Annotated in this window: 14 protein-coding genes and 1 pseudogene; 9 read left to right on the forward strand and 6 right to left on the reverse strand. The window is 39.1% G+C overall.

The genetic code is table 11. The annotated features are described in order from the left end of the window. Positions 1 to 224: 224 nt before the first annotated feature. The 3 genes from ACTWQM_RS13010 to ACTWQM_RS13020 form a co-directional block, all read right to left on the reverse strand. Positions 225 to 536 (reverse strand): hypothetical protein, encoded by a 312-nt coding sequence (locus ACTWQM_RS13010; protein WP_443258591.1) that lies wholly within the window; start codon positions 534 to 536, stop codon positions 225 to 227. 28 nt (positions 537 to 564) lie between these two features. Further along, positions 565 to 1,176, reverse strand: a complete 612-nt coding sequence (locus tag ACTWQM_RS13015; protein ID WP_443258592.1) for a DUF421 domain-containing protein — start codon at positions 1,174 to 1,176, stop codon at positions 565 to 567. 168 nt (positions 1,177 to 1,344) lie between these two features. Continuing rightward, positions 1,345 to 2,646, reverse strand: a complete 1,302-nt coding sequence (locus tag ACTWQM_RS13020; protein WP_443258593.1) for a voltage-gated chloride channel family protein — start codon at positions 2,644 to 2,646, stop codon at positions 1,345 to 1,347. Between the two features lie 399 nt (positions 2,647 to 3,045). Between ACTWQM_RS13020 and ACTWQM_RS13025 the strand changes: the two genes are divergently transcribed. Both ACTWQM_RS13025 and ACTWQM_RS13030 read left to right on the forward strand, forming a co-directional pair. Further along, positions 3,046 to 4,191: an alpha-hydroxy acid oxidase gene (locus tag ACTWQM_RS13025; protein WP_443258594.1), complete on the forward strand. Its 1,146-nt coding sequence runs from the start codon at positions 3,046 to 3,048 to the stop codon at positions 4,189 to 4,191. 133 nt (positions 4,192 to 4,324) lie between these two features. Then, a complete protein-coding gene (locus ACTWQM_RS13030) occupies positions 4,325 to 4,459 on the forward strand; it encodes a hypothetical protein (RefSeq protein ID WP_443258595.1) in 135 nt (44 codons plus the stop codon). A gap of 162 nt (positions 4,460 to 4,621) precedes the next feature. On the opposite strand, the gene ACTWQM_RS13035 is transcribed toward ACTWQM_RS13030, so the two are convergent. Continuing rightward, a complete protein-coding gene (locus tag ACTWQM_RS13035) occupies positions 4,622 to 5,059 on the reverse strand; it encodes a staygreen family protein (protein ID WP_443258596.1) in 438 nt (145 codons plus the stop codon). A gap of 501 nt (positions 5,060 to 5,560) precedes the next feature. On the opposite strand from ACTWQM_RS13035, the gene ACTWQM_RS13040 reads away from it, so the two are divergent. The 3 genes from ACTWQM_RS13040 to ACTWQM_RS13050 all read left to right on the forward strand — a co-directional run bounded on the left by ACTWQM_RS13040 (position 5,561) and on the right by ACTWQM_RS13050 (position 8,599). Next, the gene (locus ACTWQM_RS13040) at positions 5,561 to 5,932 is read left to right on the forward strand and encodes a CidA/LrgA family protein (RefSeq protein ID WP_443258597.1); all 372 of its coding nucleotides are present in this window, start codon (positions 5,561 to 5,563) and stop codon (positions 5,930 to 5,932) included. Continuing rightward, positions 5,925 to 6,614 carry an LrgB family protein gene (locus ACTWQM_RS13045; RefSeq protein WP_443258598.1) on the forward strand — a complete coding sequence of 230 codons (690 nt, stop codon included), beginning with the start codon at positions 5,925 to 5,927 and terminating at the stop codon, positions 6,612 to 6,614. Before ACTWQM_RS13040 ends, ACTWQM_RS13045 begins: the two co-directional genes overlap by 8 nt. Positions 6,615 to 7,225: 611 nt before the next feature. Beyond that, positions 7,226 to 8,599 carry a YfcC family protein gene (locus ACTWQM_RS13050; RefSeq protein ID WP_443258663.1) on the forward strand — a complete coding sequence of 458 codons (1,374 nt, stop codon included), beginning with the start codon at positions 7,226 to 7,228 and terminating at the stop codon, positions 8,597 to 8,599. A gap of 76 nt (positions 8,600 to 8,675) precedes the next feature. Here ACTWQM_RS13050 and ACTWQM_RS13055 read toward each other — a convergent pair whose 3' ends face one another. After that, positions 8,676 to 10,286 carry a PucR family transcriptional regulator gene (locus tag ACTWQM_RS13055; protein ID WP_443258600.1) on the reverse strand — a complete coding sequence of 537 codons (1,611 nt, stop codon included), beginning with the start codon at positions 10,284 to 10,286 and terminating at the stop codon, positions 8,676 to 8,678. Positions 10,287 to 10,818: 532 nt separating this feature from the next. Between ACTWQM_RS13055 and ACTWQM_RS13060 the strand changes: the two genes are divergently transcribed. Together ACTWQM_RS13060 and ACTWQM_RS13065 are read left to right on the forward strand one after the other, a co-directional pair. Next, positions 10,819 to 12,207: a YjiH family protein gene (locus ACTWQM_RS13060; RefSeq protein WP_443258601.1), complete on the forward strand. Its 1,389-nt coding sequence runs from the start codon at positions 10,819 to 10,821 to the stop codon at positions 12,205 to 12,207. A 437-nt stretch (positions 12,208 to 12,644) separates the two neighbouring features. Continuing rightward, the gene (locus tag ACTWQM_RS13065) at positions 12,645 to 13,832 is read left to right on the forward strand and encodes an aminotransferase-like domain-containing protein (protein ID WP_443258602.1); all 1,188 of its coding nucleotides are present in this window, start codon (positions 12,645 to 12,647) and stop codon (positions 13,830 to 13,832) included. Positions 13,833 to 13,960: 128 nt separating this feature from the next. Here ACTWQM_RS13065 and betA read toward each other — a convergent pair whose 3' ends face one another. Beyond that, positions 13,961 to 15,646, reverse strand: coding sequence for a choline dehydrogenase (betA, locus tag ACTWQM_RS13070; RefSeq protein WP_443258603.1), 1,686 nt, complete (start codon positions 15,644 to 15,646; stop codon positions 13,961 to 13,963). 628 nt (positions 15,647 to 16,274) lie between these two features. Here betA and ACTWQM_RS13075 point away from each other — a divergent pair. Both ACTWQM_RS13075 and tnpB read left to right on the forward strand, forming a co-directional pair. After that, positions 16,275 to 17,174, forward strand: coding sequence for a glycine betaine ABC transporter substrate-binding protein (locus ACTWQM_RS13075; RefSeq protein WP_443258604.1), 900 nt, complete (start codon positions 16,275 to 16,277; stop codon positions 17,172 to 17,174). A 259-nt stretch (positions 17,175 to 17,433) separates the two neighbouring features. Then, positions 17,434 to 18,606 (forward strand): annotated as a pseudogene (tnpB, locus tag ACTWQM_RS13080) (IS200/IS605 family element RNA-guided endonuclease TnpB). Positions 18,607 to 18,684 lie beyond the last annotated feature (78 nt).

The raw sequence follows: 18,684 nt of genomic DNA on the forward strand, positions 1-18,684 counted from the left end.
GCCTAGTCTAGGTATTGACACAGAACTGATAAATTCACTGTTTGAGTTATGCCCAGAAAAGGATATAGAATTAAACATAATCACTAATTTTAACAAGAGTATGGAATCGGGTGGGCGTTACGGTTGCCTGTAGACATTCGTCAACTAACTCTGATTAACCACCCATATCCCGAAGGTCTCGTCTGCTGGATCAAGGAATAAGTCCGCTTACCCCCAAACTGTACCTAGCCCTTTAAGCCTGTATGCCGTCTTTCGTTTTTTGTTGTTCCATCAGGTAATGCGAACTCAGTCATATTATCCAAATCACAGTCCATTCTCGAATTGTTACAATTCTCTTGCCAGCGTCTGATAGCAGCCTTTTCACCAGTCTGTTTGGACTCCTTCATTTTAGCTTCCCTTTTCGCCACATCTTTCTTTTTCTCAGCCAATACCGGTAAATAAGAGATTCTGTTTTCCGGGTTGTCTCTAGAGGAAAGATGCAGCCGAACTGTAATTCTCCTAAAGAATGTTTCTTGATCAAGAACGTAAATCATCATGCTTAGTTGGAATCCTTTAGTATTACTGTTAATCCAGATTCTCTTTAGGTTTTTCTTTATGCTTTCTATTTTTAACCTCAGTAAATATGTTATCTGACACACCTGTTTTAGTTTTTGATGTTTCATTTGGAGGATTAGATTGATTTGATTCAATCAGCGATTTCAGCATCTGAATATCCTCTTTAGTAGCGTATTGTTTATCAGACTTTAACATATATCCTAACTGACCGTTCGATTCTATTGTAGCCCATTGTAAATCAGTAAAATGCTGAATGTTTTGTTGTCTCATTCGTACTTCAAGCATATCAACCGTTAATCGCATCTTCTTTAGATTACTTTCATTAATTTGGCCATTTTCAACTACTAAAAGTCCTTTCCCATAAATTAAAGTTTCAAGCGCATTCGATTTCAAAACGATATACTCAATAAAAAGAAGTGTAGCTACCATTAAAAATGTAATCAACATTGTAATCCAAATGTTCCTATCGCCAACAGGTTGAATAATTAATGATCCAACAGCTATCATCATGACAGTCTGAGCAACAGTAAGCTGTGAGATTGATTTTCTTCCAGCTAACCGTAAAATCAGGACTCCTCCTATCACGACGACAACAGCCTTCCATATGAAGTGTAAATCCAATAGGATCCCCTCTTTTCAAATGTTGCTAAAATTAAAATTCCTATATATAGAATGTTTAATATCTATTGTTTATTGTGGATGATATCCTTTACTTTATTCTTTAGTGAAGTGTCTTTATATAACTAGAACAATAAAATGGCAGCATATTGCTGTTTTACGTCTAATTTTCTAAAGTTTTTTCTTTTTTTCAACGTTTTCAATAGTTTCTGCGTGAAGAGTATTATATAACCTGCTTTTAGGTTCATATATTTTTTGAGATGGCCATAGCCCATGATGTCCTGAGAATAGATAGCTGACTAAACAAGCAACAAAAAAGTACTCTAACCCTTTTCCATCAAACATTTCCATTGCCAGCAGGAAAGCTGCTATAGGGGTGTTAGCCCCTCCACAAAAAACAGCGATTAATCCTAGTGCAGCGAGAAATGACATAGGTAAATCGATGAATGTGTATAAGGTATTGCCTAATGTTGCTCCAATAAAAAATAAAGGTATGGCTTCACCGCCAACAAAGCCGGTACCAAGAGTTACTGCTGTAAATAGTAGCTTGGCCAGGAAAGCAAAGGGTGGAACGTCTTCTATAAAAGATTGTTCTAACATCTGTAATCCTCGGCCATTGTAATCTTGTGAACTAACGATTAAAGTTAATACTATAATGACAATACCTCCAAAAAAGGCTCTTTTCATGTGGTTTTTTTTGAAAAGTTTCTCAGAGAATTTTTTTATCCCATGCCTCAACTGACAGTATAAAACACTAATTAGGCTAAAAATGACTGATAGAAGAATAACTATTATAAATGTACTAATAGATATTTCCGGTACGGTTTGTATTATAAATTCTTCGTGTTTATGTCCCCATACTGCTGTAGTTACATAGTGACCAACAAAGCTTGCCGTAAGACAAGGAACAAGTGCTTCAAATTTCAGCTTTCCTAAAGCAGTCATCTCCATGCCAAAAACAGCACCTGTTATAGGTGCTCCAAATGCAGCACCAAAACCAGCACTTATCCCGCTCATCATAAAAATTTTCTTATCGAATATGTTTACCTTAAAAAATTTGTTTACCGCAGCAGCGACACTTCCTCCCATTTGGACAGCTGCACCTTCTCTTCCGGTTGAACCTCCAAAGAGGACTGTGACAAAAGTCGCGAAATAAACGATAGGTCCCATTCTCTGCGGTACATCTTTTTTTCCATGAACTGAGTCTATCACCAAATTATTTAGTTCAGCAGTGTCGTTCAAAGTATTATTCCAAAATACTTTTCCGTAGTTCATATATATGTATCCTATGATAATTCCTCCAAAGGGGAGAAGGAAGATAAGCCAATCCCTTTTTAATCGTATATCATCTCCTAGATAATCGTTTATCTCTAAAAGGGAATAAGTTGTCGAGCCAACAACTATACCAATTATGCTTCCAAAGATAATCCATTGACCCAGAACTGAAAAAAAGTTTTTATACTTTAACAGCATTCACCAATTCGCCTCTTTCCTTTGGGAAATTCAATTCTATTGTTGCCTATCGTATTATAATTATTAAAATAAATAGTGAATAGCAATTATGTAAGAAGCAAAAAGGATGAACGCAGTAATTCAGTGAATTTCATGCGTAACTAACATCACATCCAGCTTAGAGTCTCTAAAGGAAAACAATTTTGAGAAAGCTGGAGAAAGATTATCTCGAACAATATGGATTACATTAAATTGAAACAAAGAATCCAAGGGAAAGGTTTACTTGCTCCTAGTTAAACAATAAGAAGAAGCAACAGCTCAATCCCCAGGCTAGAAGCAGGGGGACGGAGCCGCTTGCTTCGTATTGCATAAAACCCGTCCCCGTGCTTTAATAGCAAAAAGTGAAGGGGTGATCAAAGGATGTCTAATTCTTTTAAAAGTAATGATAATGTCGTTCAATCTACTGACACAGAGGAAAATTTGCCAATTAGCTTCGAGGAAATAGAAAGTGTTGCAAAACAGGCTATGTCTGCTCCTGCTTTTAGTTATATCGCTTCCGGGGCAGGTGGTGAGGAGACAATCAGGAAAAATGCTGATGCATTTAAGAAATATTCAATTACCCCGAGATTATTAAATGATGTGTCCAATTTGGATACGAGTATAACTATTTTTGGACAAACATACCCTACGCCACTATTACTCGCGCCAGTTGGTGTTTTAAAGTTAGCTGATGAGCAGGGGGATCTGGCTGTTGCTCGGGCAGCGTCCAAGTATAGGGTTCCGTTTATACAAAGTACTGTTTCGAGTTATTCAATTGAAGATATTGTTCAAGCTGCTAGTGGTAGTTCTAAATGGTTTCAATTATATTGGACCACCAGCGAGGAAATTTCCTTTAATTTGGTGAAACGAGCTGAAGAAGCAGGTTATGAAGCGATTGTATTAACGATTGATACTATTACACTAGGTTATAGAGAGAAAGACATGTATCATCGCTTTTCACCATTAGAACAAGGCTATGGTCAAGGAAACTTTGAATCAGATCCTGTATTCTTATCAACATTGGAAAAGGTTAATTCACGCACTATTTTTCAGGGGATTGTAGATAATATTAATTACCCAGCTTTAAATTGGGAGCATGTCAAAGAGTTGAAAAAGAGAACGTCGTTGCCAATCGTTTTGAAAGGGATTTTACATCCAGAAGATGCTCTTCGGGCTATTGAATATGGGGTTGATGGAATTATCGTTTCAAATCATGGTGGAAGGCAATTAGATGGTGTTATTTCTAGCATTGATGCTCTACCTGAAATCGTAAAGGCTGTAGATGGTCAAATTCCTGTATTATTTGATAGTGGGATCCGAAGAGGGATTGATGCCTTAAAGGTGCTAGCTCTTGGGGCTAATGCTGTCCTGACTGGCCGTCCATACGTCTATAGCCTAGCTGCAGGTGGCGAAAAAGGGGTAGACCAATTTTTGGCTAATTTTCTTCAGGACCTTCAAACCTCTATGATGTTATCCGGTGTTAAAAATGTAGAAGAACTACGCCAATTAAAAATTGTAAATGCATAGGTGAACTTGATTTTATTAAACATTGCCATTGCGACTAACCAATCGCAAGTCTATGAAAGTATCGAATTCGCCCCAGTTTGTCAAAAAAAGGCTGTTATATAATTAATAACTATTAGTAGAGGAGCATGGATGAATGAATGTTACAGGAAAGAAAAGACTTTTGCTGCCGGTCATAATTGTACTGGTGATTGCCGGTCTAGCCGATCTGAAATATAAAGGCTTATTATTTCGTTTACTGCTCGGCAACGCTCAATCCAGGAAGCTTTGAATCAAACCGAAGTAAATTAAAAAAATTCAAAAGCCTGTTTTCTAGCTATCTAAAAAGAAAGCAGGCTATTGCTTCATTTGCCTGATGACTGATGAAAGCAGCTAGCCCAACTCTATTCGTTAATATAATCGTCTTTGCTTAGTAAAAAGTGTCATTTTTAGTTTAGTACTTTACAAAAGTACCCCAATTTTCTATCTTATTCAACTGGGGATATAGTGATTTAAAGTGAACTATAATTGGAGAATTATTCAACTCAGGATGTGAAATGAAAAATCTACTATCTCCATATCTGATTGCCCTTAAGGCAAGTGGTAGTTCACGTCTAAATATGTCATTTCGTTTTGCTGCAACAGTCTGATTAGATTGTCCGTTTACATCCAAATACACATTATATACATAGCAACCTCTAATTTTAGTCCACTCACCAAGTACTTCATCTCTCATAGGGCCAAATTTATCCCGGGCAAATCTTAATCCAATTGTCAAAAAAAGCTCTGCAGTAATATCCGAATGGGTCAGGGTGTAACGCCTATGGATTATAGGTTCTGTAGCGGTAATTCCTTCTCTAAACTCAACATAAAGTTTATCGGGGTTTAACATGCCGAAGTAAACACTTCCCAACATTTTTTACTTAATATTATGATGGTTATTAATCATTCATACTAGGATATTTGCTTGTTCCATCTAATGAGAGGGAGTAGTTCAAGAAGCATATGGTTGGAGCCATTCTCTCATATGCCTGATGAAAGAGCTAACCCACTCTATTCATTACTATATTCGTTTTTTCTCAGTTAAATGTATCATTTTGAAGGGGGAAATTTCTAAGAAATATATGCCACCTTTTTAAAAGACGGTTCGATTATAATATAAAGAAGGGCAGTCCTAAATTTTATACGCTAGAACGAAATGATAGTATTATTTTTCAGGATAAAACTATCACTGACACAGTCTGTACGTTACTATATATTTGCTAGTATGTGAGTCTGTTCACTTTTCAAGAAGTCTGAATCACTTTATGATAGACTTTATCTGCAGTTTTCTTACTGCATAAGTGCAACGTAAGCTTTCTACTATATTTTTCCCGAAAGAAGTGTTCGTCAATTGTTTAAAATTTATAAAATAATTATCCAAATTGCTTTTTTGTATGGAATCTATTTAATCGGACATTGGATTCAGGAAGCATTGAATTTATTTGTGCCCGGGAGTGTCATCGGGTTAATTATTCTGTTTATCCTGCTCTCGACAAATGTTGTGAAGGACGTATGGGTTGAAAAGGGTGCCAATTTTTTTGTGAAACATTTAACGCTGTTTTTCATTCCGGCTACGGTCGGGATTATAAATTATTATGAGGTTTTTTCCGGAAAGGGATTTCTCCTGATTGTGATCGTTCTCGTGAGTACGGTGCTTGTGATGGCGGGATCAGGACTTGTGACGCAGTGGATGATGCGTGGGAAGGAAGTAGAACATGATTGATAGCCTAATTGCCATAGCCGCTATTACCGGAACAGTTGGAATATATGCTGCGGCACTCTATATATACAAGAAGTTCAATTCTGCATTTACCATACCTGTCATTATAGCTACGGTTATCATTATCGCTATCTTATTGGCGTTTCAAATCCCTTATGACACCTACATGCGTGGCGGGAAATGGATAAACCATATGCTGGGTCCTGCGATTGTGGCCCTCGCCTATCCTGTTTACCAGCGGCGAAGCATATTGAAAAAAATACTGGTGCCTATTCTTAGCGGAACAATACTAGGAGCGGCAGTCGGCGTGTCAACGGGTGTATTACTGGCAAAATGGGCGGGGGTTGATCAGCTAATTATCCATTCACTTGCGCCAAAATCGGTTACTACCCCGGTAGCCATGGCCATCACGGACACGCTTGGCGGAGCAACACCTTTGGCGGCAGTTTTTGTGATGATAGCAGGAATTGGCGGGGTGCTAATCAGCTCAACAGTTATGAAATGTTTCCGTATTCATCACCCAATCGGACGTGGTGTCGGGATGGGTAGTGCATCACATGCCATCGGAACAGCAACCATCATGGAACATGACCAGCTCGCAGGATCTGTCAGCACGATTGCGATGGTTGTCAGTGCAGTAGTTGTATCGGTTATTACGCCGGGACTGGTAGCGGTTTTGATGTAGGTGATTTGTTACTGCAGGAGAGGAATTCTGCTGCTAAGATAGACGCATGGGAGCGGTTCTCATGCGTTTTTTAACTTCTATAATTAATGGAATCTATGACTTTTGTTATTTAGCGGACACAGTAGCCCTTATTTTACCAATATCATGGTTAATAGAGGGCATTTGTTTTTAAATAAGGTCCCTAGTATCCGCCAACATCACCTTTTTAGTTTGTTTTAAGCAATTAAGGTCTCTGTTGTCCGCGAATTCTCAAATTCACTTATTATATGAAAAAACCTCTCTAATTACAAATTTATTTTTATGATAGAAGGTGGATGAGTATTCATATTATGGAAAAAAATGGTTCAGAGTTCCGGTCCCGCTGGATCAGAAATAGTCAAAAATGTACAACTAATTATACAATTTGAACAAAAATGAAAAAGTCTAGTGCAGATTGTACAGTTTGCTAATGTTAGTTTGGTTTAATCCATACATTTACTTTCACTTGGTGTCCTCGTATACTACACAAAAGAAAGCGTTTTAGTAGTTGATTAATCAACAACAACTATTATCAGAATATTGCTAAAGGGGGAACTAATGTGGAAAATCAAGAGAAAAAGAAGAAGTTTCAAATGCCTCATATTTATGTGATTCTTGTTATATTAAGTGCACTCGCTGCGGTTGCCACTTACTTTGTGCCAGCCGGGGAATACGAGCGGGTTCCAGGACCTGAAGGAAGAACGACGATTGATCCAAATTCCTATTCGACAGTGGAGCAAACACCTGTTGGTCTTATTGATTTTCTGACTGTTATTCCAAGAGGGCTGATTGATGCAGGGGAAGTTGTTTTCTTTACGTTTATTATTGGCGGTATGTTTATGGTATTGCGTCACACAGGAATAATTGAAATTGCCGTTGATAATCTAGCACGTAAGTTTTCGAATAGAAGTATTTTTATTATTCCGGCATTGACTATTCCTTTTGCTGCCGTTGCAACATTAATTGGTACGCCTGAGTTAAGTCTGGTGTATATTCCGGTTATTATGCCGCTTTTAATTGCATTAGGATATGATTCAATTGTTGCTGCAGCAATCGCACTTTGCGGTACGGTGATAGGCTTTGCTGCTGGGGTTTTAAACCCGATTAATACAGGTTTGGCCCAAAAGATTTCCGGGATTCCGGTCTTTTCAGGAATGGGCTTTCGCTTGATTATTTTCATTGTTGCTTTGAGCGTTGCCGTCTTTTATATTATGCGCTATGCGAAGAAAGTTAAAAATGATCCGTTAAACAGTTTAGTGTATGAAGATGATGAAGAGAAAAGAGTTCTTTATCAGAATAAGGCACAAATCGAAGCAAAACAGATGACAACACGGCAAAAATACGCCTCCATGGCAACATTCATTTTCTTTGGAATTTTAGTTTATGGTGTTATCGGCCAAGGCTGGTTCATGGTTGAAATGTCAGGTTTATTTATTGTAATGGGTACTGTTGTCGGTGTAATTGCCGGACTTACGTTAACGCAGGTTTGTGAAGGGTTTAACCAAGGTTTTCGTGATGTGCTTGTCGGTGCTATCATTGTTGGTATCGCAAGAGCGGTTGCGGTTGTTATGGAAGATGGACAAGTTTTGGATACGATTGTACACAGTTTAGGAACAGCAGTTGATCAACTGCCGCCGGTTCTCGGTGCAGCAGGGATGTATTTTATTCAATTGGTCATTAACTTTTTCATTCCGTCTGGAAGTGGACAAGCACTTGTGACAATGCCGATCATGGCGCCTTTGTCAGATATTATCGGCGTTACAAGACAAACAGCAGTCCTTGCTTTCCAACTGGGAGATGGATTCGCTCATATTCTTTATCCAACATCTGGTTACTTTATGGCTGCTTTATCAATCGCCGGGGTTGCCTACCAGAAGTGGATTCGTTTCTTCTTCCCGCTATTCCTGATGTTGGCTGCAATATCTCTGGTTTCACTTGTCGTCGCTCAACTTATTCAATGGAGCTAGAATTCACACAACATAAAAATAATGGCCCAGGACAACTTTCAAAAAGTGGTCCTGGGTTTTTGTTCATTTGGCCCAATTATTCCTGCTGATCTTCTTCCAGAATTTTTCCGATTAGTATGGCGACACGAACTTTTAGGGAATCATTTGGATCATGGAAAGAACAATCAAGCATTTCTTCGGTTTTGCTGATTCGGTATTTTACCGTGTTCCGATGGATGTAGAGTCTTCGTGATGTGTCGGAGATTTCACATTGGCAATTTAAATAGGTTTCGATCGTTTTGACCAGCTCAACATCCTCTTTTGTCTTTGGATAGGCCAGTGTTTTTAGTGTATTTTCATAAATTGCCTTTAAGTCTTTCCGCGGCAGTGTGTTTAATAATTCCTTTATTTCTTTTGTTTTATAAAAGTTAATAAACCCGGCCATTCGCATGCTATATCCATTGAGAACCGCTTCCACTGCTTCCTCGTAAGCGGTTGGGATTTCAGTGATCGATTGGATAGGGTTGCTTATTCCGAATGATACCGAATTATCTCCTTCGATATTTGTCTGGGCACGCTCGACAAAATTGGTAACATTGTTAATTTCTGCTTCTGTATAGTGAGGAAATTGCAAGATCATCACAAAATACGTTTCCTTCGTGAATAAAGTTGCCTTCATGTTTCCATTAATGATTTCATCTTCTAGCTGGTCATAAATGTAGTGATGCAGGTTGCCAATTTTTTTCTCGTAAAGCTGCAATGTTTCATAGCTGTTCCCTTCTGCGTCAATTGAACAAACAATACAGACGCTTTCATTGTCAGCTTTCAATCCATAATATTCCGCTCTGCTCATAATCTCTTCAACAGAGTGTACGCGCCTTTCAATCAAATCAGCAAAAAAGTTGTTTTTCAACAGCCGTGTGTTTTCTTCAATTGCTTGTTCTTTAATTATGGTAAACGAAATCACGTTCCCGGCTTGCTCAATAGCCATATGTGAAGAAGGATAAGGTAAGGTCTGTGCATCTAAAATTACTAACATACTTGGATACTGCCGTTTTGTTTTGACCGGATACGTTGTAATGGATTTCTCCTCTGCAGGCAAAGAAAATGTACTGCCTTCCCTGGCATTTTCTAAATCACTCTTAACCGCCTCAGTGATTTTCTGTCCCACCGGTTTCATAGAATCCATGCGGAAATCGTGACTTTGTGTAATTGCCTCTCCCCGGTGGTCTAATAAGAGAGCTGGGCGCTGCAGAAAGTGCCCTAATTGTTCTACAAGCGATCTCAGACTATGGCCTTGAACCATCATATCCGAAAATTCTCTTTGTACATGCAGCGCATAATACAGCTGCTCTGACTCATGATCATTTAAATAATTAAGGATGTGCCGTGATAAATTACCCAGCGTTTGAGCTGTCGGCAAGTCAATAATCGGGAATGCCAGATCATCAGCCAGCAGTTTGACCTCTTTTGGCAATTGTTTCAGAAAGCGGTTAACTTTGATAACGATGCCTGCACAATCGAGTTCATGCATTTGCCTAATGAGTTCGCACAGTTTTTCTGTATCGTTTTGAAATCCATATGCAGTTGTAAGCAGTAAATTATTTTTATCTAAAAAATTAATAACATCATGCGTATCGGATATGTTTACTGATTGCACGCTTCGGGTTAATCCCCGATGGCCTGCAAGCACCGTGCATTCTTTCATGCTTTCCAGGATAAATAAATTATTCAATGTTTTCATGTGAATTCACACTCTCTAGTTAGATATGTCGAACAAAATCTATTATACGTCAATAGTAAACAATAATCAAAGGGTTATTTGGTTATTTTGAACAACTGGGAAGGGGGGGCTTGTTTCGTATTTTCTAATGGAAGTTGCCGCGTGCTTCAGCTACTTGGAATGAGGACCCGACAAACACTTGAGATGAATCCTCATTCCGCTAAAATATGGATACTTCAACAACAAGGGCAAAATGTATGCTAATTATTATGTGTTCTCTACTTTCAAAACTAAACCTGTTAAATAAAAATTATCCTATATTTTATACATTTATTTTCATATTCCAAAAGCCTGTTTTCTAGTTATTTATAAAGAAAATTGGCTTTATTATTAGAATGAGTAAAACACTAAAAGATAAAAAGTCTGTTGTATATTTATACAAAATAATGTATATTATGAGTTATTAAACTCAGCGGAAATAATATTTAAAATATAAAGAAGTTGGAGGAGAGGCGACATGTTAACTGAAAAATTACAACAGACAGAAGAAGTTACGAACAAAAAGGAGTTTACAGCCAAACAATATATGGCTTTTTGGCTTCCCTCATTAATTGGTGTTTTGCTATTCTTAGTCCCTATTTCTGTAAATGGAAAAGTAACAATCGGATTAGGGGTTTTAGCGGATGGTTTACAGGGTGCAATAGCTGATTATATTCCTTCAATAATGACAATTATCCTCTGTATTTCTGCTGCTGGTAGTTTGCTCGTTAAATTTACCACAATAGGAGCGGTTAAAAAGAGTGCATTCTTAACGGCTTTATTTGACATTACGCCGTTCTGGTTAATCTTGAGATGTATCGGCGCATTATTTGCTGTCTTTACATTGAATCAAATAGGTCCTGAATTTATTTGGTCGAGTATTACGGGCGGGGTAGTACTATATGATTTAATTCCGGTATTAATGGTTTGGTTTTTATTTGCTTGTTTATTTATGCCGCTCTTACTTCAATTTGGGTTGATGGATTTTATTGGAACATTGGTACGTAGAGTAATGTTTCCTTTATTCAAGTTGCCTGGACGTTCCTCTGTTGATGCCTTAGCATCATGGATGGGAAGTGGAACAGTCGGTGTATTATTGACCACACAACAATATGAATCTGGTTATTATACAAAACGTGAAGCATCTGTAGTTGCAACGAACTTTTCGATTGCTTCGATTGCTTTTAGTCTTGTTATTGCACGGTTTCTAAACATTGACCATATGTTTATCCAGTTTTATTTTACCGTAATCGTAACAGGAGTAATCGCTGCTATTGTTTGTCCACGGATCCCGCCTCTCTCAATTAAGAAAGATACGTATTACGAACCGGTTGGGAAACAAATAGATGAAGTTGTGCCAGAAGGGGTGTCTAGTTTCCAGTGGGGGGTAAAAAAGGCTGTTGAAAAAGCAGACCAAGTCAAGAGTTATCCCGGTGTTATAAAAAGCGGGGTACAGAATGTGATCGATATTTGGTTCGCTTTAATACCATTGGTGATGGCGTTAGGAACGGTAGCACTTGTTATTGCGGAGTTTACGCCAATCTTTAATTACTTATCATATCCTTTCGTACCGTTACTTCAATTACTGCAAATTCCAGAAGCTCAAGCTGCTGCACCTGCAATGCTTGTTGGTTTTGCAGATATGTTTTTACCGGCTGTAATTGGAAGTGGGATTGAGTCAGAACTTACACGTTTTGTTATAGGTGTAATGTCCTTGTCCCAGTTAATCTACATGTCTGAAATTGGCATCCTATTGATAAAGTCAAAAATTCCAGTTTCATTTGCGCAGCTGTTTATTATATTTCTGCAAAGAACAATCGTGACACTGCCGGTTGCTGCATTAATGGCACATCTGTTATTTTTCTAGAGAATTAGACTAAGTATCCACGATAATGAGTTCAGTTTTAGGAGAGAAAACATAAAACACACACGAATGAGTGACTGTCAGACAATTGATATGAATCCTCATTCCGCTAAATAGCAGAAAAGGTGCTCTCAGAAGGGTGAGACGGATCCTCGTTCCGCTAATAGCAGAAAATCAGCCGAATTCGTGGGCGAAAATGACAAATAGCGGAATGAGGATCCGAACCTAAGCCTAAAACGAGTGTTTTCAAGGGAATAACGGAATGAGGATCCGCCAGGCAATTGAAGCGGATCCTCATTCCGTTAAAAAATGTGTTCTTAAACAACAGAGGCGAAATGTATGCTAATTTTCTCTTCCAAAATTATTTACCAACAATGGTATTATAGAAGTAGTGATCTGTATATAAACAGTACGTTTTAATGGAAAGGTGAATGATAGAAGTGAATAGTGAATCATTTTTTGCTGAAAGCACAAAAGCCGCACTTAGGAATAACCCGCCGGGCGAGTGGATGCCGATACTTCCAGATAATTGTATCCGTTTAAGTTCTGGATTTCCAGCACCTAATCTCATTCCGGTTGAGCAGCTACAAGCAGCAGTTACCCGTTTGCTTGAAGATGAGAAAGATTTGCCATTGCATTATGTTGGAAGCCCTAAAATGGCAAAGCTCAAGGAGCAGATTAAAGATAAATTGTTCCGCCGCGGTATTCGTGTTTCAGAAGAAGAACTCCTAATTACATCTGGTGCATGTCAGGCGATCGACTTAGTTGCCCGCATTTTAATGGATCATGAAACTTTCGTTGCAATAGAATCACCAACGTATATGGAAGCGTTAGAAATCTTCCAAAACTATACGGAGCACTTTATAAGTATCCCGGTGGATGAGCACGGTCTGCAAACAAATAAATTGGAAGCGATTCTAGCGGAAAGGGAAAGTAAAGAGCTCCCGCTTCCTCGTATTTTATATACCATCCCAACTTTTCAAAATCCAACAGGTACAACGATGACAACGGATCGCCGGAAACATGTGCTAGAGCTTGCCACCAAATATGATTTTCTTATTTTAGAAGATGATGCTTATGGCGAATTATACTTTCATGAACAAGCAGCCCCATTAAAAGCAATGGACAACGAAGGGCGCGTGCTGCATCTTGGTTCTTTATCCAAGGTAGTAGCGCCGGGAATGAGAATCGGATGGATAACTGCAACACCCGAATTGATTACCGCTGTGGATTGGTTTAAAAAGGATTTAGACCATCCATTTACCCAAGCAACAATGGCTTCTTTTTTAGAAAAAAATGACTTCGATAAGCGGCTTAAATTCTTAAGGGAAATATATCAACGTAAGTGTACCGTCCTACTTTCTGAATTGGATCAGCACATGCCGGAATCGGTCTCCTGGTATGTATCTGAAGGTGGTTACTTTGTTTGGGTCAAAATTGCTGGAGTTGATACGTCGGAACTTTTAACCCAAGCACTCGATGAAGGTGTCTCCTATATCCCGGGTAAACATTTTTTCCTGAATCAGCAAGATGGAGCGGAATACCTTCGTCTATCATTTAGTTATGCGGAGGAAGAAGAGATAGTGGAGGGAGTTCAGAAACTTAGTAAAGTTATTAAACAAAATTAAATGGGTCAGTCCCTCACTGTGCTAAAGTGATAGCGTTGTGCAGGACTGACCTATTTTGGCAGTGAAGAAAGTATATATACTTTCTCACTGCATCTATTCTTTTATCCCGATTTTTCCATTGTACAAGTTTACTTCTCAACCGTACCCGCGTCTGCTGGATGAACGCCATGACGGTAATAATCCTTGTACTCAGGCTTCATTGGTTTTTGTCCACGAATGATATCTGCTGCTTTTTCTGCCAACATCAATACCGGTGCATGGATATTTCCGTTTGTCGTATGCGGCATAGCCGATGCATCAACAACCCGTAAATTTTCCACGCCATGAACCTTCATCGTCAGTGGATCTACGACTGCCATCGGATCTGATGCAGGTCCCATTTTTGCCGTGCAGGATGGATGGAGTGCCGTTTCGGCGTCATTTGCTACCCACTCCAGGATTTCTTCATCCGTTTCAACAGATGGACCGGGTGAAATTTCGCCTGTACTGTAAGGTGCTAATGCAGGCTGAGAAAGGATATCCCTTGAAACACGTATTGCTTCAATCCACTCCCGTCGATCCCTTTCGGTAGATAGATAGTTAAATACAATGCTTGGATGCTCAAAAGGATTACGCGAACGAATCTTCAGACTGCCTCTTGAATTGGAGTACATCGGTCCAACGTGTACTTGGAATCCATGCTCCGTGTCCGCTTTTTGCCCATCATATCGAACTGCAAGCGGCAGGAAGTGGAACATCAGATTCGGATAATCTACATCGTTATTCGAACGGGCGAACCCGCCTCCTTCAAAATGATTCGTTGCTGCTGGACCAGTACGTCCAAGGAGCCATTGTAAGCCGATCCAAGGCATTTTTGCTTTATTTAAGCTAGGTTGTTCCGAAACCGGCTGCGGACAAGCGTGTTGAATATATACTTCGAGATGATCTTCAAGATTTTCACCGACACCAGGCAAGTCAACGACCGGGTCAATACCAAGTGACTTCAAATGGTCAGCGTCTCCTACACCGGACAATTGAAGCAGCTGCGGCGTGTTGAATGCGCCACCGGAAAGAATAACTTCACCCGCGTTAACATGATGGGTTTTTCCATTCTTCTGGTATGTTAGGCCCGTCGCTTGAGTACCATCAAAATTAATGTTCGTAACAAAAGCGCGCGTCTCTACTGTAAGGTTTTTGCGTCGCATGGCAGGACGTAAATATGCGCGTGAAGCGGAAACACGTCTACCGTTGTGTACATGGCTGTCAAATGGACCAAATCCTTCTTGACGAAAACCATTTACATCGGGTGTTCTCGTGTAACCAGCCTCAACAGCCGAATCGAAAAAGGCTTGAAATAAAGGATTCGTTGCAGGTCCGCGCTTTAATTTAACTGGACCATGGTGACCGCGATGCTCATCAGATGGGTCTGCTCCAGAGGCTGTTTCCAGTCGTTTAAAGTACGGAAGACAATGGGCGTAATCCCATGTTTCCATTCCCGATTCAGCCCCCCACCGTTCATAGTCCATTGGGTTCCCGCGCTGATAAATCATTCCATTAATGGAACTTGATCCTCCAAGCACTTTCCCTCGGGCATGTGGGACACGCCGCCCATTCATATAAGGCTCTTCATCCGTAGAATAGATCCAGTCATAAAAGCGATTGCCTGACGGGAACATCAAAGCTGCCGGCATTTGAATAAACAAATCCCAAAAGTAATCATTACGCCCCGCTTCCAGAACTAGAACACTTTTATTCTTATCAATACTTAGGCGATTGCCAAGTACAGAACCTGCACTTCCGCCGCCAACAATTATATAGTCGTATGTTTGATTCATCTGTAATACCTCCTGAAAATTGTTAAATGGAATACAGTAGACAAAGAAAATTTTAAAAATATTCATCAGAAACTTCATGCAAGGCTATTCATTTTCTTTGACTGTGTTTTAAATATTAAATTTGTTAAATATATTTTTAACTCACGAAACAATACAAACATAACATGATTTTTTAAACTTGTAAAACTCGAGGGAGTATTCTTGGGGGAAGCGTAATATAGCTATTAAAAAGGCTTAGAGCTCAAGCATGGATTTACATAACGTTATCAAAGTTAGTACCAATCAATAGGTACAGGTTGTTTATTTCGATAATCAATTCAATTGTTCGGATAGATAACGATAACAAGTGATTATGAAAATTAACTCAAACATTAAAAAAATATAAGATGTTGATATCACTGTTAAGACAATAATGAAACAAGATGAAATAAATTATCAGATTTGACAAAAGTTGATCTTTCGTTATCCTAATATGTAGAGTCAAACATTTAGAAAATATTGAACGTATTTATTTTATTTAATATAAGGGGGCCGAATTAGTAATATAATGCTACTAGCACTTTTGGAAAAGGTGTTTTTTTCAATAGATGTTTGACAAAATAAAAATTGGAAAGGTGTATGTCATTTAATGAGTTTTCGAAAAATAAGTCAATTCGTTTTATTTACTGTTTTAATTATTGCACTAGCAGCTTGCGGTTCAACTAGTGGAAGTGATGATTCCGGCAGTGCAGCTGACAAACCAGATGAAAATAAAGGAACAATCACGATAGGACAAATTAATTGGCCCGAAAATATTGCCGTTACAAATATGTGGAAGGCAATTCTGGAGGATAAGGGTTATGAAGTGAAGTTAAAACTTATTGAGATGGGTCCCCAGATGGCTGCTTTAGCTGAAGGCGATTTAGATGTGGCACCAGAAATTTGGCTGCCGGTACAAGATAAGAGTTATTATGAAGAGTATAAAGATGAGGCAAATTTCTTCGAAGAACCTTGGTATGATAATGGAAAGGTTGGATTGGCAGTTCCAACGTATATGGAAGATATAAATAGTATTAAAGATCTAAATGAAAACAAAGCTAAATTCGATGGAGAAATAGTAGGTTTTGAGCCTGGAGCAGGAACAATGCTGGTAACAGAAGATGTGATAAAGGAATACGGTCTTGATTATGAATTGGTAGATAGCAGTACACCAGTAATGATTTCATCTATTAAGAGTGCAGTGGAACAAGAAAAACCTATCGTTGCACCGCTATGGAAACCGCATTATGTATTTTCTGAAGTGGACTTGAAGTTTTTAGAGGACCCTAAGAATACTTTCGGTGGAGTAGAAAAAATTTATATGGCAACTCGCGAAGATTTTTCCTCAGACTTTGAAGAAGTTAGCAAATGGATGAAAAACTTTAAATTGAACGATAAGCAGCTTGGTAAATTGATGGTTTACACCAAAAATAATGAGGACAATCCTATCAAAGGCGCACAAAAATGGGTTGAAGAAAACCAGGATCTAATTGACAAATGGATGAAATAAATGTGTAAAATCAGAAGACGACTCTCGATAAGAGAATCGTCTTCTTTTCTATGGCTAAGGCGTGTGGATAAGCCAAGTTTTCTAAAATAATCACAACCTGTTTGGAATTTTATCATTCTCCGACAGAAAACTCCCTCTTCAATTGTGCAAAGGGATTCAGCCCAGCAATAAGGTGGAGATGAATGTCGGTTGGCGATAGCCAAAACACCTACTTCATGATATTATTAGAACAAACGTTCCTGTGAAGTGGGTGAGTTTCATGTTCGTCAACAAAGCTTTTAAGTTCCGCATATACCCCAATCGAAGCCAAATCGAGCTAATCAACAAGACGATTGGTTGCTCCAGGTTTGTGTTCAATTTCTTTCTTGCAAAACAGAAACAAAAAGATGCCTACTGGTACATAACAGAAGAGATGGTACAAAACGGCCAGCTGCCTTCTAATAATTGGAAAGGTGCGTTTTTCAATAAATATGGAACGATAAAAGCGGTTCGCCAGTTAAAAGAACATTATCCTTTTTTAAAGGAAGTGGACAGTATTTCCCTTCAAAAGTCCGTTGAGAATCTGGCTGATGCATACCAACGGTATTACAGAAAACAAAATAAAGCGCCTCAATTCAAAAGCAAAAAGAATAAGGTCCAGTCGTATACCACCAAACAAACCAATGGGAATATCGCTGTTTTGGATAACCATATCAAGTTGCCTAAACTTGGTCTCATGCGGTTTTCCTAAAGTCGTGAAATCAAAGGGCGAATTATCAATGCCACAGTCCGACGTAACCCGAGCGGAAAGTACTTTGTGTCTGTTCTTGCGGAAGTGGAGATCGCGCCATTACCGCAGACCAATTCCAATACCGGTGTTGACCTGGGATTGAAAGACTTCGCTGTTCTGTCGGATGGAACTATCTACAAAAACAATCGTTACTACAAGTCCCTGGAGCAAAAACTGGGAAGAGCTCAACAAGTGCTCGCAAGACGCGTTGTGGCTTCCCACAACTGGAACAAACAACGAATCAAAATAGCTCGCATTCATGAGAAAATCGAAAACAAGCGCGAAGATTTCCTGCATAAGACCTCTACCGATATCATTAAAAACCACGATGTGATTGGAATCGAGCGTCTGCAGGTATCGAATATGATGAAAAACAAGAAAAACGCTCCATCCATTGCTGATGTTTCCTGGTATCAATTCAAGGTCATGTTGACATATAAAGCTAAATGGTACGGCAAGACTGTTGTGGAAGTGAGTAAAACCTTTCCCAGTTCGCAGCTGTGTTCGAGTTGCGGCTATCAAAACAAAGACGTTAAAGACCTGCGTGTGCGTGAGTGGACCTGTGTATGTGGTGCACATCACCATCGAGATATCAATGCAGGATTAAACCTTAAAAACGAAGCGATAAGACTTCTAACCGCAGGAACTGCGGGAATAGCCTAATCCATAACTGGCGGTTACGCCGGTGTTCTTAGGAATCCCCCACTTCAATCGGATCGTAAGGTCGATAAGTGGCGGGTA

Source organism: Virgibacillus sp. L01 (assembly GCF_052246775.1).
GTDB lineage: Bacteria > Bacillota > Bacilli > Bacillales > Amphibacillaceae > Lentibacillus.